Origin of the sequence: Microbulbifer sp. JSM ZJ756, assembly GCF_044383805.1 — a bacterium.
GTDB lineage: Bacteria > Pseudomonadota > Gammaproteobacteria > Pseudomonadales > Cellvibrionaceae > Microbulbifer > Microbulbifer zhoushanensis.
The window spans coordinates 174,526-191,505 of sequence record NZ_JBISER010000008.1 but is presented as its reverse complement, the minus strand read 5'-3'; the positions used below and the strand labels follow the sequence as shown (position 1 = coordinate 191,505).

Below are 16,980 nucleotides of genomic sequence, written 5' to 3'. Positions count from 1 at the left end.
AGGTTGCAGATGTTCAGGGCAGGCGTGCTAGCGGCTTTTCTTATCGCGTTGTCAGTTTCCAGCGGCAGCCTGGCGCAGGATTTTACCTGTGTACTCGGGGATCGTGAGCGCCGGATCGATGTGGTTTTTGCCGATCCGCCACGCAAGGTGCCCTGTGAGGTGCGTTACACCAAGGCGGGTCAGGTGCAGTCCCTGTGGAGCGCGCAGCACCGCGCCGGCTATTGCGAGTCCCGGGCGCGGGAATTTGCCGACCGCCATCGCAGCTGGGGCTGGGAATGCCGCGAGGACACCGCTGATGGCGCTGACGCGGGCGGGAAGCTGGACAACCCTGTGCAATGACAGTGCCGGTTTTCAGAGCTGTGCCAGCGTGGCATCCAGGGTTTCGCCGATACGCGCACTGAGTTTGAGGTCGATGATATCGTCTGCCCGGGTGCGGCCCAGGTTCAGGGAGGCGATGGGCTTGTTCCACTCCCGCGCATAGCGGCAGAAGCGGAACCCGGAATACACCATCAGTGACGAGCCCACCACCAGCAACCCGTCGCTGGCCTGCAGGGCATCCAGTGCAGACCGGACCCGGTTACGCGGCACATTATCCCCAAAAAACACCACGTCCGGCTTGAGGATGCCACCGCAGTCCGGGCAGTCGGCAATGCGAAAGCCACTGAAATCCACCTCCAGGTCCGCATCGCCATCCGGCGCGGTGTTGGCCTGGTACTGGTGGAATCCCGGATTGAGCGCAAAGCAGCGATCGTGCACCAGCTGCCGGTCACAGCGGTAGCCGCAGTCCATGCAGATGATCTGGTCGGCCCGCCCGTGCAGGTCGATTACATTCCGGCTACCCGCCCGCTGGTGCAGCCGGTCCACATTCTGCGTAACCAGTAGCTCACTGCAGTTCCGCAGCTCCAGCTCCGCCAGGTGCCGGTGGGCGGGATTTGGCTGCGACTGCCGGATGACCGGCCAGCCGATCAGGCTGCGGCCCCAGTAGCGCTGGCGGGTCTCGAAACTGCGCATGAAATCCTGGTGCTGCACCGGCTGCTTGCGCTTCCAGGCGCCGTCTTCATCGCGGTAGTCGGGAATGCCGGAATCCGTGCTGACGCCGGCACCGGTAAGGACCAGCAGGCGCGGGTTGCGACGGATAAAAGCTGCCAGTTTACGGCCGGCTTCTTCAACCTCGATCGGAGGGATGGGCGTTACTGGCCGCGGATCTGGGGGCACTGTCTGCTTGGTCGTAGTCATTTTATATCTGGGTAAAAACTTCCTCAGTTAACTCTAATTGAATGGCCCCGCAGCGGGAAGGATAGAAAGACAATTCTGCCAACATGCGGATAGTAGAGAGGAGCGCTTTTGAATTGGTGCGCCGGGCAAGCCCGTGAGCTGGCGGCGGGCCGCCGCTGCCGGGTGCCCCCCTCGAACCGGGCCTGGCTGCTCCCGAGGATGTCGCTCCCCGGGCTGGAAAGCCGGCACCCTGCGAGATTTCACAATACTCGAAATTATTTGTATAACGTTTTGGCATAAAAAAAGAGGTCCAGGCGTCATTTATTACAGGACCTTACATCAGGTTTCCCGCGGGTGGTTTGGCCTATTTATGCCCTGTAGCATCGGGTATCGAGAAGTGCTCACACTTATCAAATTACAGGGAGTTGTGATGACTATGATCAGGAAAATGGGTTTTTCCCTTGCGCTTATCGCAAGCACTGCAGTGTTCGCCGGGGAAAAAAACGATGAAAAATCCTTCCCCGACAGCCTTTTCGAGCCCATGGAGCCGTTCACCGGTGAGGAAATAATTGGTGACTGGTTTTACGATGCGTCTGTCGCTGACGTGTTCGAAATAACCGGAAAGGTCGACGAGGAAAAGATCATCATTCGGTCCGGGGATGCTACACCCGGCGACGTTGGACTGATGAAGAAAAAGATTGAAGCGGCCCCCTATCATGACAAGCGCATCATGCTTGTGGTTGATTACAAGCCGACAGGTGTCGAGGAATCGGTAGCCATTTATTTTGGGGCCGTCGATCAGCAGGATGACCAGGCGAAGTACCTCACCTGGGATAGCACGTTTTATTCACCAATCCGTGGAAGCAGTGACTGGAAGGCCAAAAAAATGGTCCTGCAAATCCCGGATGAGGCTGATTATATTGCCTATGGTGTCGGTATTGCGGGCAAGGGAATGGTCGAGGTCGGCGAGGTGAGGATTGAGGAGGTCGATGCCTCGGTGGCGGTGACGGATACCGAGGATATGATCCGCCTGTTCCGTGAGAGGAAATTTGAGGAATTCCTGGCCGAGCAGGGAAAGATCGATTTCGGCGGCAAGGAATCCCCTCGCTTCGTCAGCCTCAGCCTGACGAGGTATAAAGCACTTAAAGAGCTTGACCGGGATGAGGAAGCCGGTGAACTCCTGGCACAGCTGGTGTCACTGGTGGAGTCTGGCAGCTGGCAGGACGCCAATAGTTCGCTGTGGGCGGAGTTGCTGACCGCGGATGTACAATATCTTGCCGACCGGATCACCAAAAAATCCTACCTGGAAAAGATGCGCTCGACGGAGTTCCCCAAAGAAGACGGTCACAAGGAGAATATGAAGTCAACTTACACAAATATCGGTTTCAAGGAGCGGGTAAACGGTAACTATGTCGCAGCCAGGGATGCCTACGAAAAGGCAGCTTCACGGGAGTGGGGCACCGATCGGGACTATCAACTGGTTGACCGTTACGTGAAAGAAATGAAGCAGGCTGTGCTGGCAATGGATGATTGAGATTCTCACCTGTCCAGGCAGCTGCAAGGGGCCGTTATCCGGCCCCTTTTTTATTGTCCCGGGGGTGCGGCGGTTGTTCCCCTGGCTGCTATCCGGCGTCCGCTGGCCTGCAGTACCAGGCCAGGCTGCGCCTAAAAGGCCCGCCAGGTCAGGTAAAGCCGCAGAAGCTGGTTGGAGGTGGGGGAATGAAAGAACCGCTGGGCAATAAAGCCCGCTACAGCTGCCGCGCCCATTGCCAGTGGCAAGGGAATGCGTCTGGCCCGTTGGTCAATAGCGCCTTTTTGGGCGTCAACCAGGGATACAATGGCGTCACGCTGGCGATCCATTTCCCGGCAGCATTCCGCAACGCGGTTATTTAAGTGTTTCAAGGACATTGTCCATAGCCTCCCGGGCCTGCTTGCGCGTCTCGCTGAAGCCGAGCAGGCCGCGGAGTTTTTTCATGTACAGCATCATTGCCGTGAGCAGTACCAGCTGGGCCAGCACAAAAGCGGTGAAGCCGATATACACCGACTGTGAGAAGTAATAGGCAAGTAGGCCGACGCCGGCACAGAGACTCAGTAGGAAGGCGATGCCCAGTGGCAGCAGTACGAGCTGTATGGCCAGCATGCGCCGACCGGCCTCTATCGTACGGTCAAGTTCCAGCCTGAACAGTGTCTGCAGATTGTTGAGCCACGCGGACACCAGTGTCATTGTTGCTTCAACCTGTGCCAGTGGGCTGGGCTCCCGGGGCTCCGGCTTCTCCTGTGATGAATCAAAAGAAGTCCGGCCGCGTTCCTGCGCGGCCGGTTCGGAATCTCTGTTGTCCGGTGCTGGATCTTGATCTTTCTGCATCAGTATCGGGTTCCCGGAACCTTGTATCAGTTGCCTGGAAAGAGTGAACGGGCGAGCGGGGCTCGCGCGGTATCACTTCAGTAGTTTTGCAATAACCCAGCCGACGGCGAATGCACAACCCACGCTGGCCACCGGATGCTTCCTGATTGAGGACTCGAAGCGCTGCTCCAGGTCGGTGGCGCGGCGCTTGCTGTTCTCGACCGAGGAGCGTGCGCGTTCACGCAGGTGTGCAGCCTGGTCAGAAGCTGCCTCACCGGCAAGGTGGTAGGCCTGCCTCAGTTTTTCCTGGCTGGAACTGTTGGGGGCTTTTGCAGTAGCCATAAGAAATTTCCTCACGTCAGGGTTCTGTCTATGAATCGTAGAGTCGCCATCGGAAATTGGTATGCGGGACCGCGAATTAGGCTGACCGCTAATCCACAGCTTTGCAGCGCTGTTACTGCACCGGCCCTCCGGGACGCACGGCAGCGGGAAGGCGGTCCGGTAACCGGATGCCGGAACCTGGCACTGAGTGAGGTGACTGTGTGCAGGCCCCTGGTCGCAGTGGGCCACGCCGCCTGTGCGGCAGGCGATGGTCAGCGGGAAGTGATCGCCGGGCGCGTGCCGCCCGGGTGGTGACTCAGGCGGATCGGCGCCATTCCTCAATGTTGGCTACCACACCATCCAGCAGCCGCTGGCGGCTCTCGCGGCTGATCCAGGCGCTGTGCGGAGTGATGATGAGGTTGGGGATATCGCCCGCCAGCAGCGGGTGATCGGCCGGTGGTGGTTCCACGCTCAGCACATCCAGTGCTGCGCCGCCGAGATGGCCGTTCTCAAGGGCTTCTGCCAGCGCCGCTTCGTCCACCAGCCCGCCGCGGGCGGTGTTTACCAGCAGGGCGCCGGCCCTCATGGCGGCAAGGAATTCCCTGTCGACCAGTTTGTCGGTCTCGTCTGTCAGCGGGCAGTGCAGGCTGATGACATCGGCCTCCGCCAGCAGTTGCCCGAGAGGAGTGCGTCCGGCCTTCTTTTCGCCGGTAAAGGACTCGGCCACCAGGATTTCCATACCCAGCGCGCGACCCAGTTCGGCGGTTTTCCGGCCGAGGTCACCGTAGCCGATGATGCCCAGTTTCTTGCCGGCCAGTTCCATCACCGGGTAATCCAGCATGGTGAACACGGGGGATTCACTCCAGTGCCCGGCCACAACGTCACTGTGGTATTGATGCCAGCGAGTGGCGAGGGCCAGGATCAAGGCCAGGGCATGCTGTGGTACTGATGCCTGGGCATAGCCGGCCACATTGCGCACCGGGATGCCCCGTTCTTCCGCAGCTTCGTGGTCGATATTGTTGGTGCCGGTGGCACAGACACAGATCAGTTTCAGGCGGGCGGCGTTTTCGATCAGCTCGCGATCCAGTACCACCTTGTTGGTGATGACCACGTCGGCGCCGGCGATGCGATCCGCTACCTGTTCGGGGGCGGTGGATTCATACAGGTCCCAGTGCTCGAGGCTCGCTTCCAGGCCGGAGGTGTCCAGCTCTTCGAGTTTCATGGTGAGGGTGTCGAGGAAGACGCCGCGCATTCTGGCCATCCCTGTAAGTTGAAGAGTTTTCGTAGGAGCGGCCGCTGGCCACGATCGAGGGCGAAATATAATCTCAACCCGGATCGCGGCCAGCGGCCGCTCCTACAGGGTTTACATCACACGCATGCCCGGCTGGGCGCCCGCGTGGGGCTCGAGGATCCACAGGTCCTTGCCGCCGGGCCCGGCGGCCAGCACCATGCCCTCGCTCACACCGAAGCGCATCTTGCGCGGGGCCAGGTTGGCTACCATCACGGTGTGCTTGCCCACCAGGTCCTCGGGCTTGTAGGCGCTCTTGATGCCGGCGAACACCTGCCGGGTCTCGCCGCCCAGGTCCAGGGTCAGCTTGAGCAGTTTGCCCGCGCCTTCCACATGCTCGGCATTGGCAATCAGGGCAATGCGCAGGTCCACTTTGGCGAAGTCATCGAACTGGATCTCGTCGGCGATGGGATCGTCCGCCAGCGGGCCGCTGAGCGGTTTTGTTTCCGCCTGTAGCTGGGCCAGGGACTCCTTCGCCGCTTCCAGTACCGCATCCACCTGCTTCTGCTCGATCCGCTGCATCAGCGGCTTGAACTTGTTGATGGTATGACCGGACAGCGGTGTGGTGGCGGCGTGCCAGTCCAGCTCCGCGCCCAGGAAAGCCTCGGCCTTTTTCGCGGTTTCCGGCAGCACCGGCGCCAGCCAGGTGATCAGTGCGCGGAACATGTTGACGCCCTGGGAGCAGATGGCCAGTACCTCGGCTTCCCTGCCTTCCTCTTTCGCCAGTGACCAGGGCGCCTTGTCGGCAATCCAGGCATTGGCGGCATCCGCCAGCGCCATGATCTCGCGCATGGCGCGGGCGTATTCGCGGCTTTCGTAAAATTCGGCGATACGGGGCGCCGCCTCCACAAACTGGTTCCAGAGCGCCTCGTCCGCCAGCTGGTCGGCCAGCACGCCGCCGGACTTGCTCACAAACTTGGCGGTGCGCGAGGCAATGTTGACCACCTTGCCCACCAGGTCGGAATTCACCCGGGCAATAAAGTCTTCCAGGTTCAGGTCCAGGTCGTCGACACCGCCAGTCAGCTTGGCGGCAAAGTAGTACCGCAGGTATTCCGGGTGCAGGTGGTCCAGGTAATTGCGCGCATTGATAAAGGTGCCGCGGGACTTGGACATCTTCTTGCCGTTTACGGTCAGGAAACCGTGTACGCAGACCTTGGTCGGGGTGCGGAAATCGGCGGAGTCGAGCATGGAGGGCCAGAACAGCGCGTGGAAATTGACGATATCCTTGCCGATAAAATGGTACACCTCGGCATCGCTGTCTTTTTTCCAGTAGTCCTGCCAGTCCAGGCCCTTTGTGTCGCAATAGTTTTTCAGGCTGGCCATGTAGCCGATGGGGGCGTCGAGCCAGACATAAAAATACTTGCCGGGGGCGTCGGGGATCTCGAAGCCGAAGTAGGGTGCGTCGCGGGAGATATCCCATTGCTGCAGGCCTTCATCGAGCCACTCGGACAGTTTGTTGGCCACCTCGTCCTGCAGGGTGCCGGAGCGGGTCCACTGCTTCAGGAAGTCGGTGAACTCCGGCAGGGTGAAGAAGAAGTGCTCGGACTCCTTCTCCACCGGCGTTGCGCCTGAAATGGCGGATACCGGGTCGATCAGTTCGGTGGGGCTGTAGGTGGCACCACAGGCCTCGCAGTTGTCACCATACTGGTCCGGCGTCTTGCAGCGCGGGCAGGTGCCCTTGATGTAGCGGTCGGCCAGGAACAGGTTTTTTTCCGGGTCGAACGCCTGGGTAATGGTGCGGGTAGCGATATGGCCGTTGTCGCGCAGCCGCTTGTAGATCATCGCTGACAGCTCGCGGTTCTCGTCCGAGTGGGTGGAATGGTAGTTGTCCACGCCGATCAGGAAGTCGGCGAAATCCCTCTCGTGCTCCGCCTGCATATTGGCGATGTGCTGTTCCGGGGTCAGGCCCAGTTGCTCGGCTTTCAGCATGATGGCGGTGCCGTGGGCATCGTCGGCGCACATGTACAGGCAGTCGTGGCCACGCGCGCGCTGGAAACGCGCCCAGATGTCGGTCTGGATGTATTCCAGGATATGGCCCAGGTGCAGGGAGCCATTGGCGTAGGGCAGGGCGCTGGTAACAAGGATGTTGCGCTTGTCGGACATCGGTTCTTCCATCTGCTGGTTCGCTGGTTCGCTGGTTCGCTGATTCGCGCCGATTCCCTGGTGAAATCGGCGGATTCCGGCCACAGGGTTGCGGCCACGGTAAAAAGACCGGCGAATATAGCAGATCTGCGGCCTTGCTGGGAGGGCGGCGGGGCCTGCTGCCCCCGGGGCGGCTAGAATTGGGCGGACCCATCGGACACAATGCACGCACCGAACGATACCCACCGGAAAGAGGGATGATGGTGAGCGAACACGACCACGAACACGAAGACCTGCCGGCCGATGTACAGGCAGAGCTGGAGCGGCTGGCGGAGTGCCTGGGCAGCCTGCATGATCCGGGCACCGGGCGGATACTGGATGAGCTGGAGGCGGATATCGAGGTGGGCTACGAGGACGGTACCGTCTTTGTGGGCATTACCCTGGGATACCCCTGCTCCAGCCAGGAAGGCGAGTGGCGTGAGCGGATCCGGGAGGCCTGTATGCCCTCGCTGCGTGGCGGGCCGCTGGGGGACGCGGGGCTGCAGTTCGAGCTGTTCACCGATATCCCCACCACCGATGCCGGGGAGGTGCCCGTGCACATGCGTGGTGTGAAGAACATTATCGCCGTGGCCTCCGGCAAGGGCGGGGTGGGCAAGTCCACCACTGCCGTCAACCTGGCGCTGGCACTGGTGGCAGAAGGCGCCAGCGTGGGCCTGCTGGATGCCGATATCTACGGCCCCAGCCTGCCTACCATGCTGGGCACCGAGGACGCCCGGCCGGAAGTGCGGGAACAGAAGTTCTTCCTGCCGGTGGAGGCCCTGGGCCTCAAGACCATGTCTATCGGCTACCTCCTGACCGAGGATACCCCGGCCGTCTGGCGCGGACCCATGGCCAGCGGTGCCCTCAACCAGATCCTGACCCAGACCCTCTGGTGCCAGGGGGATGAGGAACTCGACTACCTGGTGGTCGATATGCCCCCGGGCACCGGCGACATCCAGCTGACCCTGGCCCAGAAAGCCACCCTGGCGGGCGCGGTGATCGTTACCACGCCCCAGGACCTGGCCCTCAAGGATGCCATCAAGGGGGTGGAGATGTTCCGCAAGGTCGATGTGCCGGTGCTCGGGATAGTCGAGAACATGTCACTGCACACCTGCTCCAACTGCGGCCATACCGAACCGGTATTCGGTGCCGGTGGCGGCGAGCGCATCGCGGCCGACTACGACACCGGCCTGCTGGGCAAGCTGCCACTGGCCATGTCGATCCGCGAGGGCACCGACAGCGGCCGGCCCAGTGTGGTGGCGGAGCCGGACGGCGAGGTGGCGCGCCACTACCGCGAGATCGCCCGGCGTGCGGGAGCGGAGCTGTGGTTGCGCAGTGGCGAGGGGGAAGGAATGCCGGAGATAGAAATCGACTGACGATCCTGCGGGGTGGTTAACCAAAAAGGCCGGCCCGGATGCACCGGGCCGGCCTTTTTTGTCCCGGCGGAACCTGGGAGCTTCCCGCTCAGGCGCGCTGGCTGCGCAGTTCTTCCTGCTTTGCCTGCTCCGCCTGCTGCCGGCGCAATGCCTGCTTGCGGCGGCGGCGCTCGGCGGTGGTCTCGCGGGCATCGTGGCCGATATGCTCCTCGCCGCGCTGTTTGGCCAGCTGGATTTGCTTCTCCCGTTCGCGGAAACGCGCGCGATCGGCGTCCGAGACCTTGTCAAAACAGTGCGGGCAGCTGACGCCCTGCTCGAACTGCGGTGACTGCATTTCCTCTTCTGTGACCGGCATGCGGCAGGCATTGCACTGCTGGTACTCGCCGCGCTCGAGGTCGTGGTTCACGGTCACGCGGTCATCGAAGACGAAGCACTCGCCATGCCACTTGGTTTCTTCCTTGGGGACTTCCTCCAGGTACTTCAGGATGCCCCCCTGCAGGTGGTACACCTCCTCGAAACCCTGCTCCTTCAGGTACGCAGTGGACTTCTCACAGCGGATACCGCCGGTGCAGAACATGGCCACTTTCTTGTGCTTCTGTGGGTCCAGGTTGTCTTTCACATACTGGGGGAATTCCCGGAAGCTTTCGGTATTGGGGTTGACCGCCTTCTCGAAGGTGCCCACCTGGTACTCGTAGTCGTTGCGGGTATCGATCAGCACCACCTCGGGGTCGCTGATCAGCGCATTCCAGTCTGCCGGCTTTACATAGGTGCCCACGGTCTGGCGCGGGTCGATACCCTCGACGCCCATGGTGACAATCTCGCGCTTGAGCTTCACCTTGCTGCGCCGGAAGGGGGCGGAATCGGTGTAGGACTCCTTGTAATCCAGTTCCGCCAGCCGCGGGTCGCTTTTCAGGTAGGCGAGCAGGGTGTCGATGGCCTCGCGGGAGCCGGCGACAGTGCCATTGATGCCCTCCCGGGCGAGCAGCAGGGTGCCGCGCACGCGGTGTTCCAGCATGACTTCAAGGAGGGGCTCGCGGAGGGATTCGAAGTCGTCCAGGGTGACGAACTTGTAGAGCGCACAGACTACGTACTGGTGGGACATGGGTTTTCCTCGTTGCGGGCCGGAGCGTAAATCCGGGGCAAAACATTCCCGGCCTGGACCTGGCCAGGGCGGGGCTAAAAATCGCCGCGCATTTTAACGCACACCGGGACGTTTGTCGTACATTTAATGGGCAGTTTCGCAGCCCTGGCTCGCGATCCCGCGACAGATTTTGATTGACCGGCCGGCCGCATCTTGTCACAGTGCTGCGACCCCAGTGACCGGCCCGAAGTGAGGCACCCCATGGAAGATGAATTTGAACCCCGCGAATCCGAGCTGAGCCAGGCCTACAGCGAGGATGGGCTGAACGTCCATATCGATATTTACGAGGATGGCGAGGGTGGCTGGTTGCTGGAAATTGTCGACGAGAATGACAATTCCACCGTCTGGGAGGATGCCTTCGAAACGGAGCGTGAGGCCCTCGAGGAGGCCCTGGATGCCCTGCGCGAGGAGGGTATAGCCACCTTTGTCGGACCGGTGGAAGAACAGGAGAGCTGAAACCAGCCTTTCCTCCCGCCCGCTCCCCAACCACCACTTCCCGAATTCCCTGCTATCGTTTTAATTGGCAGGGATTCGCGACAGTGTGACAGCGCACTACCCAATCACGGGGCACCGCGAAGCTCTACGGAAAGAATGCTTCCGGTGACCCACCCGGTGACTGAGAGCGGTGCCCCTGTCGATGTCCGCAATAAAACCCCTGCTTGTATTGCTTTCCCCCCTCCTGTTGTCCCTGGCTTGCGGGTCAGTGTATGCAGTGGACGTGCGCCTGCCCGGTGACCGCCTGCTTGAGACTCACCTGGCGGAGGCCCGGCTGGTAGCCGAGCTCGATGGTTATGCGGTGATTGCGGGACGCAGCTGTATCGACTGCGATGAAAACACCTCAATCTATATCCAGCGGGTACCCCGCGGCAGGCCGGGAGAGGGCCACGGCGACAACCGTGAAACAGAGGTATCGATTTCCAGTGACCGCTTTACTTACCCGGGTCAGTACCGCGATTACCTCAGTAAGGAACTGGTGGAGAGAACCCGGCTTTTTTACGGTCGCTGCTACGAGGGCGAGCAGGCACTGCTCTGGCTGACCGAGTTCCGCACAGGTGGTCAGTGGAAAAAGGAGGAGTACCTGATTGTGTTCCGTGAGGATGGCCCACGATTCCGCTATAACCGGGATCGCCAGCCGGGTCGCTTCCATACCAGCCACGAAAAATGCCGAGAGCTTCCGGGAATCGACGCGGAAACCGAACCCTGAAATCCGGGTTCCGGGTTCCGGGTTGAAGTGCCGGCTATTTTTTCGCAGGCAAAAAAAAGCCCCGCGGGGCGGGGCGTTTGAGGCCGCGGTGATAGCCGCGGTCAGTTACTGTTGTTAGTTAGTGTGAATTGTTGGCTTACTTGACCGGTTGATACACGATCTTCAGCTTTTTCTTGCCCCACTTGCGGGCTTTCTTGATGTCTTTCTCCATCCACACATCGATACGGTTCTTGAAGCGCTTGTTCATCCGGTCGCGCACGGTATAGGTGCCGGGCAGGCCCTCGATCTTCACCTTGGCGCCGTTGGTCAGTCCATGCTTCTCGAGGTCACGGGACACTGCGATCACTTTCTGGCCGGGACGCAGGCGGTTGTTCCACGCCGCTACCCAGGGATCGTCGTCCGTCTGGCCGGGCACCGAGTTGTAAGCGGTGGCGTCTACAACCATGGTTTTTTCTTTCTTAACGGCGGCAGATGCATTCAGGCTCACAGAGGCCGCAAGGACGGCGGTCATAAGAAATACAAAATTGCGCAGAGTCTGTTTCAGCATTTTCCCGTTACCTCCAGGAATCAGTTGGTCACCGGCCCGGGGGCCCAGTGACATTTCCAAGTTAGTTTGGAAATAACTGATTAATAATTAATCAGTGGTGGCTATATTACGGGTTGGGTCCGGTTAATCAAATCCTTCTGTGCATTTTTTAAACAGCGTCCGCCGGTATCAATGTCAGCGCTGCCATTGATGCATTAATTCCAGAAATCATGTTTTTTGAGAACTTCATTCTTTCAAATGAATTTCTGGTGAATATGTGACTGAAAAAAATAGTTTGTACTAGCACATGGTTGCAGTGCTTTGTCGGCGCGGTGACAGCGATGTCATCTTCGGGTGTGGTTAAAAACCGAACGAAACACTCCTCCTAATCGGGAATCCGCCGGAGAAAATTCTGCAGTAAATTATTTGTGACCGCTGGTCCGAAGCGGCCGAAAACCGTCGGATTGGCGGGGCGGTGGGGTGTTGATGGGTGCTGGCCGCCTGGTCACAGGGCGGTTGCGCTGGCCCGGGCCGGGGGATTGACCTGTTCACGCAGGGCATAGAGGTAGGCGCGGTCCTCTTCCAGGTCCGGGAATCCGTGGCGTGCGTCCAGCGCCACGGCCTTTTCCAGCCACTCGATGGCTTCCTCCAGGTTGCCCTGCCATTCGCATACCTGGCCCAGGTTGAAGTAGGTAATGGCCAGATTGTGCCACTCCTGTTCCCGGGCCAGGCCCGAAGCCGCGTCGTTGTACAGGAGGTAGGCCCGGCGCAGCATCTGCGACTGGTGCAGGGGGCTGCGGGCATAGGGGGCCTGCTGGTGGAGGGTGTGCGCCAGGGCAGAGCTGACGCGGGCCGCCGAATGCTCCAGCTCGCCGCCCTCACCAAGGTAGTCGAGTACGGCGGAGAACTGGGCCCGCGCCAGTGGATAAAAGGTATCGGGATCCTCCCGTGCCCCCAGGGCATTGAGCACGATGCCGTAGCGATAGCGCAACGCGTGCTGCCGGGCCGGTTCATCGCCCAGGCCTGCAATGGCGCGCTCATACAGCGGCAGGGCGGCGTCGAAGTCCCCTTCCAGCGCCCGGGCCTCGGCGGATTCCACCAGGCTGGTGACCGGCGGGGTGGCCTCCGCCAGGGCATTGCCTGCCAACAGGCCGGCCAGCAACAGGGGTGTCAGCAGTCGATACATCGCGGTCGCTTCCCGGTTCTTGGAGTAACTGGGCCCGATTCCCGGGCTCATCTCCCCCCTAGTAAACGCTTAATTTTGTAATTGTGCCAGCAGTCCCTGCAGTGGGTGGCGCAGGCTTACTCCCGCAAAGCGCTTGGCCTGGCAGCGGCAGGAATAGCCACTGGCCAGCAGCTGGCCGGTCTCGCCGGTCAGGCGCGGCGCCCAGGACTGCTGGAAAATTACCCGCGAAGTCTCCTTGTGGGCGGTTTCGTGGCCATAGGTACCGGCCATCCCACAGCAGCCCAGGCTTTCGCTCTCCAGCTGCAGGCCCAGTGCAGCAAATACATCCTTCCAGTCCTGCAGTGAAGCGGCTGCATTGGTCTGCTCGCTGCAGTGGGGCAGCAGCTGGAAAGTGGCAGGGCGGAGGCGGGAGCGCTGCTGCTCCAGGTGTTCGCGCTGGCTCGCCATCCACTCCTGCAGCAACTTTACCTGCGGCGCACGATCCCCCAGCAGTTTGCGGTATTCGGCGCGGTAGGTCAGGGTCATGGACGGGTCCACACCCACCAGCGGCACGCCGCTATCCGCCAGTTCTTCGAGCATCTCGCTGTTGGCCACCGCCACCCGGCGGAACTGGCGCAGGAAACCATGTACATGCATGGGCTTGCCATTGGCCCTGAACGGCGCCACCAGCGGGAAGAAATCCAGCTGGCGCAGCAGCCGCAGCGCATCGGCCACCATATCGGCGTCGAAGTAGCTGGTGAAGGCGTCTTGCACAATGATCACGGCGCGCTTGCGCTGGGCCGGCCCCAGCGCCTCCAGGGTGGCGCGGCTGGCGTAGGGCACGCCCAGTTCCGCCATGGATTTCTCCAGGCCCTTGCGGGACAGCGCGGGGCTGTCGGACAGGCCCAGGCCCCGTTCCAGCAGCCAGCGCACGGGTGCCAGTTGCAGCGGCCGGTTGTACAGTCCCGGTACCCGGGCCAGGTGCGGCATCACGAACTCAAGGCTGCCGACAAAATAGTCTTTCAGCGGCCGCAGGTAGCGGCTGTAATAGAGCTCCAGGAACTTGGAGCGGAACTCCGGCACATCCACCTTGATCGGACACTGGCCCACGCAGGATTTGCACCCCAGGCATCCCTGCATGGCCTCGTTGACCTCGTGGTTGAAGTCATACTCTCCCCGGGCCCTGGCCAGGCTGTTCTTGATCCGCCCCGGCAGCCCGACAAAAAAGGACTGTTCGCGGAATTTCTGCGCCGCTTCCACCGCATCCACATCCCGTGCACTGAGCAGCCGCAGCCATTCCCGCATCAGCGATGCGCGGCCCTTGGGGGAGTGAATACGCTCGCGGGTGGCCTTGTAAGACGGGCACATGGCGGAGTCCGGGTCCCAGTTGAAGCAGGCCCCATTGCCGTTGCAGTGGACGCCCTCGCTGTAGCCCTCCCATACCTGCACCGGGATCTGCCGGTCGCGCTCGCCGCGGGTTTGCACCGCATCGATTTTCAGCAGGCCTGACGCGCGGCTGGGGGTGGCAATCTTGCCCGGGTTGAGCTGGTTGCGGGGGTCGAACGCGGCCTTGATATGTTGCAGTTCGCCGTAGAGTTCACCGAAGAACTCCGGTGCGTATTCGGAGCGCACCCCCTTGCCGTGCTCGCCCCACAGCAGGCCGTGGTACTTCTGCGTCAGTGCCACCACCCGGTCGGTGATGGGGCGGATCTGCGCGGCCTGCTGCGGGTCTTTCATATCGATGGCCGGGCGCACGTGCAGTACCCCGGCATCCACGTGGCCGAACATGCCGTAATCCAGGCCGGCCTCATCCAGCACGGCGCGGAACTCGGCGATAAAGTCCGCCAGGTGTTCCGGCGGCACGCAGGTGTCCTCCACAAACGGGATGGGCCGTTTTTCCCCGCTGACATTGCCCAGCAGGCCCACGGCCCGCTTGCGCATGGCCCAGATCCGGTTGACCTCGCTGTGTCCGCGGGCAATGGAGTAGCCAAAACTCTTGCCGGTCTCACCGATGGCGTTGTCTACCTGGGCGGTAAAGCGCGCCAGGGCCCGCTCCAGTTCCTCTTCCGAGTCGGCGGTGTACTCCACCAGGTTGATGCCCTGCACCGGGCGATCATCGCTGGGGAAAAACTCGCTGACGCTGTGCCAGACAATATCCTCCATCGCCAGCTGCAGTACCTTGCTGTCCACGGTCTCGATCGAGGTGGGGCCGGCGCCCATCAGGTCGCCGGCATCGCGCAGGGCGTCCTGGAAGTTGTCGTACTTGAGGTTGACCAGTGCCACACAGCGGGGGATTGGCAGGACATTGAGCTTTGCCTCGGCGATAAAGCCCAGGGTGCCCTCGGAACCACAGAGGACGCTGTTGATATTGAAGTCGCCGCTGTCACCGTCGCGCAGGTGGGCCAGGTCATAGCCGGTAAGGCAGCGGTTGAGCCGGGGAAACTTTTCCTCGATCAGCGCGGCCTTGTCCCGGGCGATATCGTCGCAGGTGCGGTGCACCGTCCCGATGCGGTCGTCCCGCTCGCGCAGCTGTCCCAGCCCGTCGCTGTCCACCGGCGCGGAGTGCAGCAACTCGCCGCCCATCAAAACGGTCGACAGTTCCAGCACATGGTCGCGGGTCTTGCCGTACACGCAGGAGCCCTGGCCGGATGCGTCGGTATTGATCATGCCGCCGATAGTGGCGCGGTTGCTGGTGGAGAGTTCCGGGGCAAAGAACAGGCCGTGGGGGGCCAGGGCGGCGTTGAGCTGGTCCTTGACCACGCCGGCCTGCACCCGCACCCAGCCCTCGTCCGGGTTGATCTCCAGGATGCGGTTCATATGCCGCGAAATATCCACCACGATGCCGTCAGTGAGTGACTGGCCATTGGTACCGGTACCGCCGCCACGGGGTGACAGCACCACCTGGTGGAACTCTTCGCGGTCCGCCAGCCGGGCCAGCAATTGCAGGTCGTGGGTGTCGCGGGGATACACCACTGCCTGTGGCAGCACCTGGTAAATGGAGTTATCGGTGGCCAGTACCGTGCGGCTGGCATAACTGGGGCTGGAATCGCCGCGGAAGCCGGCCTCCGCCAGTGCTTGCAGGAATTGCAGGTAGAGCGACTGTACCTCGTCGATTTCGCGCAGTGCTGGGATCATCACTTCATCCGTGGCTCTCGGCAGGGTCTGGCATTGTAGCTGTGACACCTGACAGCGCAAGCGTCTGCCGGACCCTGTTGTACAAAAAATATTGTTGTACAGGCTGGGTTTTCACGCTATAAACCTTGTACACATTTAAAAAGTGTATAGGTAGATATGAATATCCAGCTGCTGACCCAGAAGATTCCCGTTGGCATCAGCCAGTGCGTGATGGGTGACCCGGTGCGGTATAACGCCGGGCACAAGCACAGCCGAGTCTGCACCCAGTTGCTGGGGCACTGTTTCGACTATGTGCCCCTGTGTCCCGAGGTGGCCATTGGGCTGGGGGTGCCGCGGGACCCCATCCGCCTGGTCAAGAGCGATCCCGCGCCGGATGCCGAAGTCCGCGTTATCGGGGTAGTGGACCCGGACCTGGATGTGACACAGCCCCTGCGGGACTATGCGGACAGTGTGGCGCCGGAGCTGCAGCGGGTGCGCGGCTATATCTTTATGCAGAACTCACCCAGCTGTGGCCTGAAAGGGGTGCGCCGCTACCTGCCCAACGGCCACGGGCACGATAGTGACGGCGTGGGGATGTTTGCCGCGCGAATACGCGAGCACTTCCCGCACCTGCCGATGGAGGAGACCGGGCGCCTCAACAACAGCGAGATACGCGAGAACTTCCTGACCCGGGTGTTCGCCTATGACGCCTGGTTCCGCTATGTGGAGGAAGACCCGCGGCCCGCCCGGATCATCGAGTTCTATACCGCCTACAAATACCTGCTGCTCGCCCACCACCAGGTGAAGACCCGCGAGCTGGGACGCTTCATCGCCGACGCCAGGTCCCATGACGCCGAAACCTTTGCCTTCGAGGTGCGCGGCCGATTGATGGAAATCCTCGCCCACATGGCTACCCGCAAGGACCGCACCAACGCCCTGATGCACGTGCAGGGGCACCTGAAGGAATTCCTCAGCAGGGAAGAGAAGGCCGAGCTGACCCAGTTGATCGAGGATTACCGGCTGGGCCTGAAGCCGGTGTCGGCGGTGCTGACCCTGCTGCGCCACTACCTGCCGCGCAGCCCGCACCACTTTATCCACAGCCAGCTGCTGCTGGCGACCGAACCGGCCGAGATGGGCCTGTGTGATTTTCACTGAGGGCCCGGGC

16 protein-coding genes are annotated in these 16,980 nt (G+C 61.4%); 7 read left to right on the top strand and 9 right to left on the bottom strand.

The genetic code is table 11. From position 1 onward, the window contains the following. Nucleotides 1–9: 9 nt before the first annotated feature. A complete protein-coding gene (locus tag ACH6CX_RS14005) occupies nt 10–339 on the top strand; it encodes a hypothetical protein (protein ID WP_232941047.1) in 330 nt (109 codons plus the stop codon). A gap of 12 nt (nt 340–351) precedes the next feature. On the opposite strand, the gene ACH6CX_RS14000 is transcribed toward ACH6CX_RS14005, so the two are convergent. Further along, the gene (locus ACH6CX_RS14000; protein WP_232941048.1) at nt 352–1,236 is read right to left on the bottom strand and encodes an NAD-dependent protein deacetylase; all 885 of its coding nucleotides are present in this window, start codon (nt 1,234–1,236) and stop codon (nt 352–354) included. Between the two features lie 409 nt (nt 1,237–1,645). Between ACH6CX_RS14000 and ACH6CX_RS13995 the strand changes: the two genes are divergently transcribed. Both ACH6CX_RS13995 and ACH6CX_RS13990 read left to right on the top strand, forming a co-directional pair. Next, nucleotides 1,646–2,749: a hypothetical protein gene (locus ACH6CX_RS13995; protein ID WP_237063567.1), complete on the top strand. Its 1,104-nt coding sequence runs from the start codon at nt 1,646–1,648 to the stop codon at nt 2,747–2,749. Between the two features lie 185 nt (nt 2,750–2,934). Further along, complete coding sequence (locus tag ACH6CX_RS13990; RefSeq protein ID WP_232941050.1) at nt 2,935–3,108, top strand: hypothetical protein; 174 nt, start codon at nt 2,935–2,937, stop codon at nt 3,106–3,108. Here the strand turns inward: ACH6CX_RS13990 and ACH6CX_RS13985 are convergent. The 4 genes from ACH6CX_RS13985 to metG form a co-directional block, all read right to left on the bottom strand. Continuing rightward, the gene (locus tag ACH6CX_RS13985; protein WP_237063564.1) at nt 3,101–3,580 is read right to left on the bottom strand and encodes a hypothetical protein; all 480 of its coding nucleotides are present in this window, start codon (nt 3,578–3,580) and stop codon (nt 3,101–3,103) included. The two genes, ACH6CX_RS13990 and ACH6CX_RS13985, sit on opposite strands and share 8 nt — an antisense overlap. A gap of 72 nt (nt 3,581–3,652) precedes the next feature. Beyond that, nucleotides 3,653–3,901: a hypothetical protein gene (locus tag ACH6CX_RS13980; RefSeq protein WP_232941053.1), complete on the bottom strand. Its 249-nt coding sequence runs from the start codon at nt 3,899–3,901 to the stop codon at nt 3,653–3,655. A gap of 295 nt (nt 3,902–4,196) precedes the next feature. Continuing rightward, nucleotides 4,197–5,132 carry a D-2-hydroxyacid dehydrogenase gene (locus ACH6CX_RS13975; protein ID WP_396675579.1) on the bottom strand — a complete coding sequence of 312 codons (936 nt, stop codon included), beginning with the start codon at nt 5,130–5,132 and terminating at the stop codon, nt 4,197–4,199. A 111-nt stretch (nt 5,133–5,243) separates the two neighbouring features. Further along, complete coding sequence (gene metG, locus ACH6CX_RS13970; protein ID WP_396675577.1) at nt 5,244–7,271, bottom strand: methionine--tRNA ligase; 2,028 nt, start codon at nt 7,269–7,271, stop codon at nt 5,244–5,246. Nucleotides 7,272–7,510: 239 nt separating this feature from the next. On the opposite strand from metG, the gene apbC reads away from it, so the two are divergent. Further along, on the top strand, nt 7,511–8,665 hold the full coding sequence (apbC, locus tag ACH6CX_RS13965) for an iron-sulfur cluster carrier protein ApbC (RefSeq protein ID WP_233006727.1): 1,155 nt from the start codon (nt 7,511–7,513) through the stop codon (nt 8,663–8,665). A gap of 88 nt (nt 8,666–8,753) precedes the next feature. Here apbC and ACH6CX_RS13960 read toward each other — a convergent pair whose 3' ends face one another. Further along, nucleotides 8,754–9,767 (bottom strand): rhodanese-related sulfurtransferase, encoded by a 1,014-nt coding sequence (locus ACH6CX_RS13960; RefSeq protein ID WP_232941060.1) that lies wholly within the window; start codon nt 9,765–9,767, stop codon nt 8,754–8,756. A gap of 240 nt (nt 9,768–10,007) precedes the next feature. Here ACH6CX_RS13960 and ACH6CX_RS13955 point away from each other — a divergent pair, with 240 nt between their 5' ends. Beyond that, nucleotides 10,008–10,262 carry a baseplate wedge protein 53 gene (locus tag ACH6CX_RS13955; protein WP_232941062.1) on the top strand — a complete coding sequence of 85 codons (255 nt, stop codon included), beginning with the start codon at nt 10,008–10,010 and terminating at the stop codon, nt 10,260–10,262. Nucleotides 10,263–10,443: 181 nt separating this feature from the next. After that, nucleotides 10,444–11,010: a hypothetical protein gene (locus tag ACH6CX_RS13950; protein WP_232941067.1), complete on the top strand. Its 567-nt coding sequence runs from the start codon at nt 10,444–10,446 to the stop codon at nt 11,008–11,010. 136 nt (nt 11,011–11,146) lie between these two features. On the opposite strand, the gene ACH6CX_RS13945 is transcribed toward ACH6CX_RS13950, so the two are convergent. The 3 genes from ACH6CX_RS13945 to ACH6CX_RS13935 all read right to left on the bottom strand — a co-directional run bounded on the left by ACH6CX_RS13945 (nt 11,147) and on the right by ACH6CX_RS13935 (nt 15,836). Next, nucleotides 11,147–11,557, bottom strand: coding sequence for a 3D domain-containing protein (locus tag ACH6CX_RS13945; RefSeq protein ID WP_232941069.1), 411 nt, complete (start codon nt 11,555–11,557; stop codon nt 11,147–11,149). A gap of 484 nt (nt 11,558–12,041) precedes the next feature. Next, nucleotides 12,042–12,722, bottom strand: a complete 681-nt coding sequence (locus tag ACH6CX_RS13940) for a tetratricopeptide repeat protein (RefSeq protein WP_232941071.1) — start codon at nt 12,720–12,722, stop codon at nt 12,042–12,044. Between the two features lie 69 nt (nt 12,723–12,791). Continuing rightward, on the bottom strand, nt 12,792–15,836 hold the full coding sequence (locus tag ACH6CX_RS13935; RefSeq protein WP_232941076.1) for an FAD-binding and (Fe-S)-binding domain-containing protein: 3,045 nt from the start codon (nt 15,834–15,836) through the stop codon (nt 12,792–12,794). A 156-nt stretch (nt 15,837–15,992) separates the two neighbouring features. Here ACH6CX_RS13935 and ACH6CX_RS13930 point away from each other — a divergent pair, with 156 nt between their 5' ends. Next, nucleotides 15,993–16,970, top strand: coding sequence for a DUF523 and DUF1722 domain-containing protein (locus tag ACH6CX_RS13930; protein WP_232941078.1), 978 nt, complete (start codon nt 15,993–15,995; stop codon nt 16,968–16,970). The last annotated feature ends 10 nt before the right edge of the window (nt 16,971–16,980 follow it).

Excerpts from the sequence above, each read along its gene's own strand:
- ACH6CX_RS13990 (WP_232941050.1), top strand. The coding sequence starts at position 2,935 with ATGAAAGAACCGCTGGGCAATAAAGCCCGCTACAGCTGCCGCGCCCAT.
- ACH6CX_RS13985 (WP_237063564.1), bottom strand. The coding sequence starts at position 3,580 with ATGCAGAAAGATCAAGATCCAGCACCGGACAACAGAGATTCCGAACCG.
- ACH6CX_RS13935 (WP_232941076.1), bottom strand. The coding sequence starts at position 15,836 with ATGATCCCAGCACTGCGCGAAATCGACGAGGTACAGTCGCTCTACCTG.
- ACH6CX_RS13980 (WP_232941053.1), bottom strand. The coding sequence starts at position 3,901 with ATGGCTACTGCAAAAGCCCCCAACAGTTCCAGCCAGGAAAAACTGAGG.
- apbC (WP_233006727.1), top strand. The coding sequence starts at position 7,511 with ATGGTGAGCGAACACGACCACGAACACGAAGACCTGCCGGCCGATGTA.
- ACH6CX_RS13940 (WP_232941071.1), bottom strand. The coding sequence starts at position 12,722 with ATGTATCGACTGCTGACACCCCTGTTGCTGGCCGGCCTGTTGGCAGGC.
- ACH6CX_RS13950 (WP_232941067.1), top strand. The coding sequence starts at position 10,444 with ATGTCCGCAATAAAACCCCTGCTTGTATTGCTTTCCCCCCTCCTGTTG.
- metG (WP_396675577.1), bottom strand. The coding sequence starts at position 7,271 with ATGTCCGACAAGCGCAACATCCTTGTTACCAGCGCCCTGCCCTACGCC.
- ACH6CX_RS13975 (WP_396675579.1), bottom strand. The coding sequence starts at position 5,132 with ATGCGCGGCGTCTTCCTCGACACCCTCACCATGAAACTCGAAGAGCTG.
- ACH6CX_RS13960 (WP_232941060.1), bottom strand. The coding sequence starts at position 9,767 with ATGTCCCACCAGTACGTAGTCTGTGCGCTCTACAAGTTCGTCACCCTG.
- ACH6CX_RS13955 (WP_232941062.1), top strand. The coding sequence starts at position 10,008 with ATGGAAGATGAATTTGAACCCCGCGAATCCGAGCTGAGCCAGGCCTAC.
- ACH6CX_RS14000 (WP_232941048.1), bottom strand. The coding sequence starts at position 1,236 with ATGACTACGACCAAGCAGACAGTGCCCCCAGATCCGCGGCCAGTAACG.
- ACH6CX_RS13930 (WP_232941078.1), top strand. The coding sequence starts at position 15,993 with ATGAATATCCAGCTGCTGACCCAGAAGATTCCCGTTGGCATCAGCCAG.
- ACH6CX_RS13945 (WP_232941069.1), bottom strand. The coding sequence starts at position 11,557 with ATGCTGAAACAGACTCTGCGCAATTTTGTATTTCTTATGACCGCCGTC.
- ACH6CX_RS14005 (WP_232941047.1), top strand. The coding sequence starts at position 10 with ATGTTCAGGGCAGGCGTGCTAGCGGCTTTTCTTATCGCGTTGTCAGTT.
- ACH6CX_RS13995 (WP_237063567.1), top strand. The coding sequence starts at position 1,646 with ATGACTATGATCAGGAAAATGGGTTTTTCCCTTGCGCTTATCGCAAGC.